Source organism: Rhodobacter sp. P1_C2, assembly GCF_056406375.1.
Map to the genome: position 1 here is coordinate 53,994 of NZ_JBFUAG010000008.1, position 11,762 is coordinate 65,755.

Here is an 11,762-nt window from a genome sequence, read left to right on the forward strand (position 1 = left end):
CAAGGGCCAGAGATCCCCCAAGAACGGTTCCCTTAAGATACGATAGCTTCATCTTCTTCCTCCCGATGTGTCAGTTTCTTGATGTTGTCCAGAAAACGGGGCAGGCGGATCGAATAGATCCCGATGCCCAATCCAAGCGCGAGGGCCTGAATGATGGTCTGGGCCGAGTAGGGCACGCCGACGGCGAAGGCGAACTGGCTCAGTTGATTGAGAAACAGGGCGGCGATGGCGGTCGAGACCGGGAAGCCGCGCCCGCCCAGAAGCGAGGTGCCGCCCAGAACCACCACCGCGACCGAAGGCAGCAGCAGGCTGTCGCCCTGAAAGGCGGTCGGCTGGGTGGTGATGCCGGCGATCAGCAGCCCGGCCGAGCAGTAGTAAAGCTGGGCCAGCACATAGGCCATCATCTGGTGCCGCCGCACGTTCAGCCCGATCGAGGCCGCGGCCAGCGGGTTGGCCCCGATCGCCTCGAACCGGCGGCCCCAGATGGTCTTCTTCATCGCAAAGACCGTGACGGCCAGGATGAACAGGGCAAACCAGATCGCATGGCCGAGACCGAAGCTTTCGCCGCCGGCGATCCGTGCCAGAAGATCGGTCGTGATGCGCGGCACCCCGCCCGACAGGGCAAAGACCCCGCCATAGATCAGCGCGTTCATCCCGATGGTGGCCACGATGGCATTGAGCCGCACGAAGCCGACCAGAAACCCGTTGACCAGCCCCGCCGCCACCGCACAGGCATAGGCGATCAGCACGGCGGGCAGAAGCTGCGCATCGTCGCCCGACGGGTAATGCGTGGCCAGCACGACCGACAGCGACACGCCCCCCGCCACCGACAGATCGAACCCGCCCTGCTGCACCACCAGCATCTGCCCCAGCCCCACGATCATCAGGATCGCGGCGAAAGGCAGGCTGCCCGCCAATGCCCCCGCCGCCACGCTGGAGGGCGCAAAGACAAGGCAGAGGCCGACCAGCACGAGGGTCGAGATCAGGACCGTCACAAATCCCTTCGCCGGGGCAAAGCGAGAGACCTGTCTGGGCTGCTTGCGCGGGGGAGGGGGCATGGCGGGCGTCCTTGTCTTGTGATCTTGGGCAGGCGGTCCGTGGCTGCTGGTCTTTGTCCGGCGGTCCGGGTCAGGCGATTTCCAGGGTGACCTTGACGGCCGCCTGCGGGTTCTTGCCCAGCTCCAGCGCTTGCAGCGCGTCATCCAGCTTGAAATGGTGGGTCTGGATCGGGCTGAGGTCGATGCCGGTCTTTTCCAGGAAACGGATCGCGGCGGGCCAGATGTTGGGCGAGCCGATGCAGCCGCGCACCGTCAGATCCTTGATCTGGATCTTGCCAAGCTCCACCGGGAACTTCTGGCCGATGTTGATGCCGACCATCGAGATCTTTCCCTCGGCCCTGACATAGTCGAAGACATTGGCGAGCGAGGAGGCGTGGCCTGCGCATTCCACCACCAGATCGGCGCCACCGGAGGTCATCTCCTGCACGGCTTCCACCGGATTGACGGCGGAAGGGTCCACCGTCGCCTCGGCCCCGAGCCGCCGTGCGATGTCGCGCCGCAGCGGCACCGGATCGACCACGATCACCCGCGCGCCCATGCCGATGGCTGCCGCCGCCGAAACCAGGCCGATGGTCCCGCCGCCCGAGATCACCACGGTATCCGCCGCATTGACCCCGCCATGCCGCATCACGGCATAATAGCCGCAGGTGAAAGGCTCAATCAGCGCGCCCTTGGCGTCATCCACTGCATCGGGCAGCTTGTGCAGCCACTCTGGCCGCGCCGCAAAGAACTCGCGGTCCGCGCCGTCCATCGAGAATCCGAAATGGTGAATCCGCTCCGGCGTCCGGATCACGCATTCGCCGACGACGCGGTCGCCCCGGCTGAGGCCCTTGACGTTGCGGCCGACCTCGACCACCTCGCCCACCCATTCATGGCCCGGCGTGACGGGATAGGAGATCGGGATGATGTATTGTCCCGCCAGCAATTCGTAATCCGAATGGCAGATGCCGACGCGGGTGGAGCGGATCATCACCTCGTTCTCGGTGATCGTCGGCATCTGGACCTGGGTGACCACCGGCTTCTTGGGTTCGTCGAAGATCAGGGCTTTCATCGTCGTCTCCTTACGCCGCCGTTTTACGCGACCGTTTCGATCTTGCCCGACAGGGCCGAGGCGAAGACCGCCTCGAGAAGGGCTATGTTATCAACCAGATGGGCGGCGGTGATCGGATAGGTCTCGGTCCCCCGCACGGCGCGGGCAAACGCCACGAGATTGTCCTTCACCGGCTCTGCCGGCGGGATTTCCACCGTGGTGATCGGCCCGCCCTGCAGGGCCGAGGTCACGACCCAGCCATCCGGGCTTTCGACATGGGCCTTGTCGCGGATGTCGATCCAGCCCTTCGCGCCATAGACCGTGAAGCGCGACATGAAGGGATTGGCGAGCGAGGCCGAGACATAGGAGGTGCCGCCGCCCTTGAACTTCACGAAAGCCGCCACCGTGTCGCCATTGGGCAAGTCCGAGGACAGCTTCTCGCAGATGCAGAGCACACTCTCCGCCGGCCCCAGAAGCCGCACCGACAGGTCCAGAAGATGGATGCCGGTCGCCGTCATGCCCCCCGCCGGGGCCTGATCGGCCTTCAGGCGCCAGTTGTCGCGGTCGAGGCTGAGAAACTTGTCATGGCTGAAATTGGCCTCGATCTGCTGGATGCGGCCCAGGGCGCCGGCATCGGCCTTGGCGAGCATCTCTGCAATCGGCGGCTCCCAGCGGCGTTCGTGGCCCATGCCGAGGATCAGGCCGGCATCGCGGCACAGCGCCACCGCCTTTTCGGCCCCCGCCTTGGTCAGCGCCAGGGGCTTTTCGCAGAAGACATGCTTGCCCGCCGCCACCGCCGCCTCGATCTGGGCGCCGTGCAGGGAATGCGGCGTAGCGAGCACCACCGCCTCCACCGCCGGATCGTTCAGGGCATCGGCGTAATCGGCGGAGAGGGCGATGCCGCGTTCGGCGCAAAGGGCTGCGACCGAGTCCAGATTGGGCTCCACCGCGCGCACCACCTTGATTTCGGCCGGGGCTGCGGCCAGCACGGCGAGCATCTTCTTGCCCCACCAGCCCAGACCCACGAGGGCAATTCCAACCGGGGCGCTCATGACCGGTTGTCCACGCGCTTGAGGAAGGGCCGGATCGAGATCGTGGCCCAGAGCCCGGCCTTGAAGAAGGGATCGGCCTGGTTGAAGGCCTCGACCTCGGCCAGCGAGGCCGCCTCGACCACGAAACAGCTGCCGATCATCGTGACCTCGTCATCGGCCAGCAGGGGGCCAGAGATCACGGTCTTCATCTTGGCTGCCCCGAGATAGGCCTTGTGCGCCTCGTAATGGTCCAGCCGTTTCTGGACGGCGCCGGCATGGTCAAGGCAATGGATGACATAGTGCATGGGGTGCTTCGCTCTCAGGAGGGGATGATGCGACGGGCGCGGAGCTCGTCGAAGACGTCAAAGAAGCTGTGGCTGGTCTGCTGATAGGCGGCAAAGCCAAGGGTCCGGCTGTTGGTCATGTCGGTGAAACATTCCAGCGTGCGCCCCAGATCGGCGTCCGAATGCCAGAAGGAGGCAAGCTTGCCGACCGGGATGTCCTGCAAGCCGTGCTTGGCCACGATCTCGGCCCAAAGGGCAGGGGCCTCGGCCATCTGGCTTTCCAGTGTCACCGGATGGCCGGGATAATCCCCGACCTTCAGGCCGAAGTAATCCGCGATCTGCGCCCAGAGCCAGGTCCAGCGGAAGAGATCGCCGTTGACCGTGTTGAAGGGCATGTTCCACGCCGCCTCGGTCGTGGCGGCCCAGTGGAGCTGCTTGGCCAGGATGCGCGCATCGGTGACATCGGCCACCGCGCCATATTGCTCGGGCGAGCCGGGGAAGGTGAAGGGCCGCCCGGTGTGCTTGCAGATGCTGGCATAGACCGCGAGCGTCACCGCCATGTTCATCGCATTGCCGATGACGAAGCCGATCATCGTATGCGGGCGGTGCACGGTCCAGGTGAAGCCGCGCCTGGCCGCAAATTCGAAAAGCACGTCTTCCTGCGCGTAGTAGAAATTCAGTCCCGGCAGACGCGGGCTGCTTTCGAGGAAGGGGGTATAGGGCTTGACCTTGGCATAGTCGTCAAAGGAGCCGAGGTAGTGCTTCAACCCGGTCACCAGGGCCGCATGTCTGATCGGCGCCGCGGCCAGACCTTCGAAAAGGTTGCGGATCATCAGGGCGTTGACGCGGACATTCGCCGCCTCGTCCTTCTGGCGCGACCAGGTGCAGAAGAAGACATGGGTGACATCGCCGGCGGCTTTGAGCGCCGCAAGGCTCGCCGCGCCATCTTCCAGATCGGCGGCGATATGGCGGTCGGACCAGGGCAGGTCGGCGGCGCTGCGCGACAGGGTCACGACCGTCCAGCCCTGCTCTTTCAGGTGGCGTCCGGTGTAGCTGCCCGACAGCCCGGTCGCCCCCACGATCAACGCGACGTTTTCTTTGCTCATATGACAAGACTTTCCATTCTGACCTTGGCCCCGAGGAAGCCGGATCGGGTGATGCATCCGCAACTTCAGATGCCTGGCGCCCGGAACTGCAAGGCAATTCCCCTTCGCCGTCCTTCCCCCTGGCGCAGCCTCCCCGCTGCATCTTCCGCGTCCTCGCCTGTGGCGAAACCGGACGGGTCGACAGGGCAAAAGGTAGCAAACAATCCCGGCGTCACTTGGATTGATTTTTCCGGATCGGATAAATCGCAGCCGCAAGGCCGGGGTCCCCCGCCGCCCGGCGCGAAAGCCTGCGCCAGCCCGGGTTTCAAGGCGGCAGAGGGCGGGCGGCGGGGTCAGCGCCCCGCCTTGCGGGCCAAGGAAAGGGCGTCGCGGGGGCGGGAATGTCCGGATCGGATTTTTCGCGAAATCGGTGGGTGGCACCTTGGGCGGGGAGGGCGAAACCGCATCAGCTTTGCCGCGACCTGTGGTAGGATCGGGCAATGACCTGCCGCGATGGAGGGCAAGATGTACCGACAGATCCTTTTGGCCTATGACGGCACGCTGGAGGGGCGGCTGGCCCTGCGCGAGGGGGCCCGGCTGGCGCAGACCTGCGGCGGGCAGGTGACCCTGCTGGCGGTGGTCGATCCCGGCTTCGGGCCGGGGATCGGGATCGACATGGTGGGCGCCTATCTGCCGCCGGACGATACCGCCGCCTACCAGAAGATCCTCGATGACGGGGTCGCGCGGCTGACGCGGCTGGGCCTGCGCCATGCAGCGCGGCTGGAATATGGCCCGCCCGCCGAAAGGATCGCCGCCGTGGCGCGCGAGATCGCGGCCGATCTGGTCGTCGTCGGCCACCGGCCTCAGGGCCTTGTGGCGGGATGGCTGCTCGGCTCGGTCACCTCCGATCTGACCAACAGCCTGACCTGCAGCCTGCTGGTGGCGCGGATGGAGATTTCCGACGAGGTCCTGTTCGGGACGGGGCAGGCAGCTTCGGCCTGAGTGCGGCCCGGTACGCCAAAAGCAGCACGCCCCGGGACTGACTTGGGCCCGGGGCGAAGGTGTCGGTATGTGGGGAGTCAGTGTCGTAGGCCTCACGCAGGGCCTGTCACGGAAAAAGGGCGCCCTGTGTCAGGCGCCCCTTGGGGGGCGGGGCGTGCTGGCCCGGGCGTTACAGGCTGGGCCGGTTGCGGGCAACCTTGGCGCGCTTGCCCAGCACGGCCACCGGCAGATGCTCGGCCAGGCCATGGTGGACGGGCCGCGCCGCCGTGCGCTGGTTGCGATAGCTCGGGTCCTTGCAAAGCTCGGAATGGGCATTGTGCAGAAAACGCGCCGGGATCTGCGGGAAGAGATGGTGGACCAGATGGTAGGAGTCGTTGCGCGGGAAGAAGACCCAGCGCACCGGCCCGGGGGCCAGAACGTTCCGCGTCGCCTCCAGCTCGTCCTTGGCGCCGACCAGCCCGGCATGGTCCAGGCAATCGGTCCAGAAGTTCAGAGTCGGATAGATGTAGAACAGCGGCAGGACGACGAAGAACAGCGTCGTCAGCGGCGCGAGGTACAGGCCCAGCCCCATCAGCGCCAGCAGCACGAGCTTGAAGCCGACGAAGAGGCGGCCATCCTCGGCCGAGAGGTTGATCCCCGAATAGATCGGCAGGTGACGCCCCATCAGGGGCACCATCGCCAGCCGGAAGATCTTGCGCGGCGTCAGCTGCTCATGCAGGCCGAACTTCTCGATCACGGCGAATTCCTCGTCGCTTTCGTAGTCGCCATTGTATGCATGATGCGACAAATGATCGGACCGGTACTTCTTGAACGTCTTCATCAGAAGCGAGGTGCAGATCCGGCCGATCGTCACATTGTCGTCGCGGTTGTCCGAAAAGGTCGAATGGCAGCATTCATGGACGATGTTGTTCAACCCGCGCAGACGCGTGCCGATGAAAACCGCGGTGGCGACCATGCCCAGCACGGACCAGACCGAAATCGGGCGCGACAAAAGGTAATTGCCCAGCCAGACCGAGGCGAGGATCACCAGGAGATAGGCCCCGAGAACCGCCCAGGCGGCCCACCGGTCATAGCGTCTCATCCCTGAAAACTGACCCATGAATTTCTTGCGTAGCAGTAATCCCGACATTCCGGCCCCCGAGCTTCTCTTCCAATATTCTACACAATTTGAACACTTTGTGAACACAATCGGAGAAATCTTCTTGGCCGGAAGGTGTCGCATCAGGCTGGCTTATGGATAATTAGACTTGCCGCCGGGTCTGTGTTATTTCATAGAGAACTATTCTAGTGCGGCATTAGCGGCACTTATGCAGAGAGACCTGACATGTTGCGCTATGACTACGATTCCCTCGCCGTTCTGTCTGCCGTCGTCCGCGAAGGCAGCTTCGAAGCGGCTGCGAAATCGATCAATGTCACCCAATCGGCGATCAGTCAGCGAATCAGACAACTGGAAGAAAAGGTCGGCGCGGTGCTGGTGGCGCGGGGTCGCCCCTGCGTTCCGACCGATGCCGGCCTGCAGCTGTGCCGGCATTTCGAACAGGTCGCGCTGATGCAGCAGGAGCTGGGCGAGCGGATGAGCACGCTGATCGGCGGCGGGGCCTCCACCACGGCGACGATCCGGATCGCGGTGAACAACGACAGTCTGGCGACCTGGTTTCCCAGCGTGATCTACCGCGCGACGCAGGAGCTGGCGGTCCGGGTCGACATCCTGCCCGACGATCAGGAACATACCGAGGACAGCCTGAAATCGGGCGATGCGCTGGCGGCGGTGACCTCGCTGGAAACGCCGGTCCAGGGCTCGCGCCGGATCTCCCTCGGCTCGATGGATTACATCGCCGTCGCGGCGCCCGAGATCTACCACACCCGCTTTGCCCGCGGCGTCTCGCTGGAAACGCTGCGCGGGGTGCCCTGTCTGGCCTTCAACCGCAAGGACACGATCCAGGCCCAGTGGATGACGCTCTGCTTCGGCGAGGCGATCCCGCTGTCGACGAATTTCGTGCCCTCCTACGAAGGCTACATGTCCTGCTGCCTGAACGGCACGGCCTGGGGCCTGGTGCCGCGCACCCCGCGCGTCAACAAGCTGATCGCGGATGGCGCGCTGTTCGAGATGAGCCCGGGCAAGGAGGTGAAGATCTCCCTCCACTGGCAGGCGACCAACCAGCCAAGCGCCATCCTCTCCCGCCTGGCCGAGATCGTGCAGGAAGAGGCGAAGATCCATCTCTATCCCGACCGGTTCCGCTCGGCCTGAGGCGCGGTCCGCCTCGCCTGCGATGCGCCGCCCGGACCTGATCCGGGCGAGCGGGCGCCGTTTTGTGTGACGCTTCCGCAACAGAGCCCCCTGAAAAGCGGCCCGGGTCTGCCGGGCTGCGGCCCAAGCATCGTCATGTCAAAAGCTTATTTAAGCCACATTAACCATCAGAATGGTACGGGCGCTGATCGTGCCTCGGTGCGCTATTCAGGTTTTCGTGTGGGGATTTCGTATCATGATGTGGTTCAATTTTCAGTCCGGGTCAGAGCGTCACGCGGGAGGTCTGCACGGCACCCCCGCCTATGCCGCCGCCTCTGATCGCGACGCAGGCCAAGGCTTCGCGGCGCTGAGCGAGCGCGACACCGGCCTGCTGGTCCTGCGCCGGCTGATCGAGGATTTCGGCGGCGAGGCGACCGGCACCAGCCTGTCGGCGCGCATCGCCGCGCAGTTCCGAGCGCTTGGCCGGCTGCAGGCGCCGCCGCGTGGCCAGATCCTTGTCCAACTCGCCGAACTTGCGACCTGCGGGGCCGTGACCCTGGAAGAACTCGACGCGCATGAGGTCGTCGCCCGGATCACCGCCGAGGGCGCACGGCTGGCCTATGACAGCTATGTCTATGGCGGTACCGCCTTCGAGGCCCGCTGAGGTCCTTTGGCGCCCGGGCTTTCACCGTGAAGCCCGCGCGCCCCGCATCCCCTTTCGTCTGACCCGGCTTCCGCGCTGATCCTTTCCTGCGCAGGCAAGCCGGGATCTGCCGCCAGATGGCAGAACCGGCGCCTCGCCCCAGCCCACCCACCTTGCATTCCGCCGCCCACCCGACCGCGCAGCCTTTGCTGCGTCAAGCGGGGGCAGGGCAAGGTCGCCGCCAGACGGCCCCGCCTGATCGGTGCAGCCGCATCTGCCCGCGCTGTGTCGTCCTCGCGGGCCTCATTCCCTTTACCCCACGGATCGACCCAGGCCCCGGTTTTCCCCCAGAAGAGGCGGTTGCACGTTCCCCTGCTGCCCCGTTTTCCTCGCGAGGGGTGCGTAGCGGGCCTGGCGGCCATCTGCACGGCCATTTTCCGATGATTCCCGGCGGGGCGCTGCGGCTGACCCGCACACCCCATCCTGTGGCACTGAGTCGCAAGCCAAACCCGGCCGCACCCCCGGTTTTGGGGGGTGCAGAGGCCCGATTTCACCCCGTTCCCCGAAATCGAAACGAAGTGTTGCTAAAGTGACAACAGTGTCCTGACTGCCATTCTGGCCGGGGTCGCGGGCTAATCACATGATTTAGATCAAGGTTTCCGAAAATTTCGCCAAAAGCGTCTTCGGCAGGCCTCGGACGGCCGCCTCTCCATAAAAATTGAAAGTTAACTTTTCTAATGCTAGATTAGTTATGCTAATTACGGATTTGTGTAGGAGTGGTTGACCATGTTTATCGCCCAAAGTGCCGCAAAAGCCTTCTCGATCGCCGTTGGTATGGTGCGCCCGACCGTGCGCCCGGTTCAACGCAACATGCCCATCGACCGGATGGCCAACTGGACCATTCCGGGCTTCCTCGGGCAAGCGCGTGTCCTGACGGCCTTTGGTGCGATCCCGATCGAACTCCTGCGCGTCAATGACCCGGTTCGCACCGTGACCGGCCGCATCCTCTACGTCCGCCGCATCCAGCGCGTTGGCCTCGACGATGGCTTCCTCGGCCGTCACCCCGAAGCCCAGCCGATCAAGATCGCCACCGACGCCTTCGCCCAGGGTTATCCGGAGCAGGACCTCTACCTGTCGCCGGGCCAGGAACTGTCGGTCGCCCTCGGCAATGCACCGGCCCAGCGCATCCGCGCCGGGGACATCCAGGGCAACAGCGCGGTGACGAGCGCGCCGCAAGAAGCGCTGGTCTACTACAGCATCGAACTGAGCGAATCCGCCTATGTCTATGTCGAGGGCGTGCCCGCCCTGATCCTTTCGACGCCTTCGGTCCAGCAGGACGAAGACGAGTACGATGAAGACTTCGACGCGTGATTTCGGCAATCGGGCCGATCTGACCACGCCTCGGATCGCCTGACGTTTCTGCCGCGCGCCTCCACTGAGGACTGAGGTCTCTGGTGGCGCAGGGTGCAAAAGCCGGGAAGACCCCCCAAACCAGAAGAATGTCCTGACCCTCGGTCAGATGGCCGCCGCGCCGGGCGCTTCGTACCACTGCCAGACGCCCCGCCTTTCCCCACCTCACCCACATGATGGCCCTAGAAGGCCGCAAGCGGCGTGATCGCCGCTGCCGTCCTGCGGGTGCGCAGCCGTGGCAAGGATCCGCGCGGGGGGCAGAAGTTTGTCCACCCGCCCGGCCTTCCGGTCTACACTCGGGTCCGGCGGCAGCGTTCTGCCCGCCGTGCCGGAGTGCCCCGTATGCGACGCCTTGCCCCTGTGATCCTGTCCCTGGTTCTGGTCCTTGCCAGTCTGGCCCCTGCCGTCCTGGCGCAGGAGCGCAGCGCAAGGGTGACCTTTGCGCCCGGCAGTTCTGCCACCGCGATCGACGACAGGATCGCGAAGGGCAATGCGCTCAACTATCTTCTGGACGCGCGGGCCGGGCAACGGCTGACCGTGACGCTGACCTCTGCCAGCGCCAACGTCTTTTTCAACATCCTGCCCGGCACCTCGAAACTGGCCTATTACAACGGCGCGCAGTCGGGCAATGCGGCGACGGTGATCCTGCCGGAAAGCGGCGTCTGGGTGGTGCAGGTCTATCAGAGCCGGGAGGCCGCCTGGCGCGGGGCGGTGGCGGATTTCAGGCTGTCGATCGCGCTCAGCGGGCGCCCGTTGGATCAGGCCGCGCCCGGGGCCGATGGGGCGAGCGGTCCGGCGTGGTTCGTGGTCGCGGGGGTGGAGGCGGGGCAGCTCTTGAACCTGCGCGCTGGGCCCTCCACGGGCGAGCGCGTGGTGGCGCGGGTGGACAATGGCACGGTCCTGCGCAACGGGGGATGCGGGGCGGGCGGGCTTTGGTGCCGGGTCACGAGTGTCGATGGCGGCCTCACCGCCTGGGCCTCGGCGCGCTATCTGCGCGACGCGGGCGGGCCGGAGGCGGGGGCCGGGCTCGACGCGCTGCCCGACCGCTGCCGTGTCGCGGTGGGCCACGCCTTCGGCGTGCCCTTCGACGGGCTGCATGCCGCTGCGGCAGAGGGGACGGGGCAGGGCTTCGAGGTTCGCGTCCAAAGCTTCACCCCGCGGCGCGACTTTACCTGTCGCTTCGGGTCCGGGGGGCAGCTGCTCGGCATCAATTGAGGCCGAAGGACCAAAGGTCAGCGTGCGCCGAAAGGCTCCTGCGGGCGGCGCCCCTGCATCCAGTGCTGCAACTCGGCCTCGGCCTTTTCCAGCGCGCCGTAGTTCAGAAGCTTGCGCAGCATGGCCACGGTGACCGCCCGGGCCCGTAGGTTGAAGGGGCTGTCCTCGCGCGGGCTGTCGGGCGAGGGATGCACGTCGAGCTTGCTGTAGATCTGCTGCAGCCGGTTCTGCACCGAGCGCAGCGACAGATGCCTGCGTTCGGCGATCACCCGGTCGGTCAGGCCAAGGGCGATGTCCATCAGGATCTCGTATTCTGAATCGCTGAAACCCGAGGTCTGGGCAAAGCTGCGCTGCTGCATGCCGCGCACTTCATTGTCGATAACACACTGATTTTCGATGAAAATGCTGCGCAGCGCCAGTTTCAGCCGCTCTTCCGAGGTGGATTTCAGCACATAGCCATAGGCCGCGCCATTGGGCACGATCCGGCTGATGCCGCGCACATAGGCCTCGTCGGCATAGTTCGACCAGAAGAGGATGCGGGTGTCGGGCCGCTCGCGCCAGATGGTGCGGGCGGCCTCGATGCCGTTGCGGGCGTTCATCTGCAGATCCATCACGATGAAGGCGGACCGGTGCAGGCGGGCGAGGCTCTCGCCCTGCTGGCCGTTCTCGGCCTCGTGGATGGTCAGGCTTTCCGGCAGGGCGGCGCTGACCTGCTCGCGCAGGAAAGAGCGGTGCAGCGGGTCGTCCTCGACGATCAGAACGTCCATGGTGGTTCCC

12 protein-coding genes are annotated in these 11,762 nt (G+C 65.3%); 5 read left to right on the forward strand and 7 right to left on the reverse strand.

Going from position 1 to position 11,762, the window contains the following annotated elements:
- Positions 1 to 32: 32 nt before the first annotated feature.
- The 5 genes from AC1DZT_RS15090 to AC1DZT_RS15110 form a co-directional block, all read right to left on the reverse strand.
- On the reverse strand, positions 33 to 1,058 hold the full coding sequence (locus AC1DZT_RS15090; protein WP_478007467.1) for an ABC transporter permease: 1,026 nt from the start codon (positions 1,056 to 1,058) through the stop codon (positions 33 to 35).
- Positions 1,059 to 1,128: 70 nt separating this feature from the next.
- A complete protein-coding gene (locus AC1DZT_RS15095; protein ID WP_478007468.1) occupies positions 1,129 to 2,109 on the reverse strand; it encodes a zinc-dependent alcohol dehydrogenase in 981 nt (326 codons plus the stop codon).
- Between the two features lie 23 nt (positions 2,110 to 2,132).
- Positions 2,133 to 3,140, reverse strand: a complete 1,008-nt coding sequence (locus tag AC1DZT_RS15100) for a Gfo/Idh/MocA family protein (RefSeq protein ID WP_478007469.1) — start codon at positions 3,138 to 3,140, stop codon at positions 2,133 to 2,135.
- Complete coding sequence (locus tag AC1DZT_RS15105; protein WP_478007470.1) at positions 3,137 to 3,424, reverse strand: YciI family protein; 288 nt, start codon at positions 3,422 to 3,424, stop codon at positions 3,137 to 3,139. Before AC1DZT_RS15105 ends, AC1DZT_RS15100 begins: the two co-directional genes overlap by 4 nt.
- A gap of 14 nt (positions 3,425 to 3,438) precedes the next feature.
- The gene (locus AC1DZT_RS15110; protein WP_478007471.1) at positions 3,439 to 4,509 is read right to left on the reverse strand and encodes an SDR family oxidoreductase; all 1,071 of its coding nucleotides are present in this window, start codon (positions 4,507 to 4,509) and stop codon (positions 3,439 to 3,441) included.
- A gap of 504 nt (positions 4,510 to 5,013) precedes the next feature.
- On the opposite strand from AC1DZT_RS15110, the gene AC1DZT_RS15115 reads away from it, so the two are divergent.
- On the forward strand, positions 5,014 to 5,490 hold the full coding sequence (locus AC1DZT_RS15115; RefSeq protein ID WP_478007472.1) for a universal stress protein: 477 nt from the start codon (positions 5,014 to 5,016) through the stop codon (positions 5,488 to 5,490).
- A gap of 169 nt (positions 5,491 to 5,659) precedes the next feature.
- Here AC1DZT_RS15115 and AC1DZT_RS15120 read toward each other — a convergent pair whose 3' ends face one another.
- Positions 5,660 to 6,571, reverse strand: coding sequence for a fatty acid desaturase family protein (locus AC1DZT_RS15120; protein WP_478007473.1), 912 nt, complete (start codon positions 6,569 to 6,571; stop codon positions 5,660 to 5,662).
- A gap of 243 nt (positions 6,572 to 6,814) precedes the next feature.
- Between AC1DZT_RS15120 and AC1DZT_RS15125 the strand changes: the two genes are divergently transcribed.
- From AC1DZT_RS15125 to AC1DZT_RS15140, 4 genes are all read left to right on the forward strand, one after another.
- Positions 6,815 to 7,738 (forward strand): LysR family transcriptional regulator ArgP, encoded by a 924-nt coding sequence (locus AC1DZT_RS15125; RefSeq protein ID WP_478007474.1) that lies wholly within the window; start codon positions 6,815 to 6,817, stop codon positions 7,736 to 7,738.
- Positions 7,739 to 7,973: 235 nt separating this feature from the next.
- Positions 7,974 to 8,381, forward strand: coding sequence for a hypothetical protein (locus tag AC1DZT_RS15130; protein ID WP_478007475.1), 408 nt, complete (start codon positions 7,974 to 7,976; stop codon positions 8,379 to 8,381).
- Positions 8,382 to 9,146: 765 nt separating this feature from the next.
- Positions 9,147 to 9,731, forward strand: a complete 585-nt coding sequence (locus AC1DZT_RS15135; RefSeq protein ID WP_478007476.1) for a Hint domain-containing protein — start codon at positions 9,147 to 9,149, stop codon at positions 9,729 to 9,731.
- Positions 9,732 to 10,112: 381 nt separating this feature from the next.
- Entirely contained in the window at positions 10,113 to 10,985 is an 873-nt protein-coding gene (locus tag AC1DZT_RS15140) for an SH3 domain-containing protein (RefSeq protein WP_478007477.1), read from the forward strand.
- Between the two features lie 17 nt (positions 10,986 to 11,002).
- On the opposite strand, the gene AC1DZT_RS15145 is transcribed toward AC1DZT_RS15140, so the two are convergent.
- The gene (locus tag AC1DZT_RS15145) at positions 11,003 to 11,752 is read right to left on the reverse strand and encodes a response regulator (RefSeq protein ID WP_478007478.1); all 750 of its coding nucleotides are present in this window, start codon (positions 11,750 to 11,752) and stop codon (positions 11,003 to 11,005) included.
- Positions 11,753 to 11,762 lie beyond the last annotated feature (10 nt).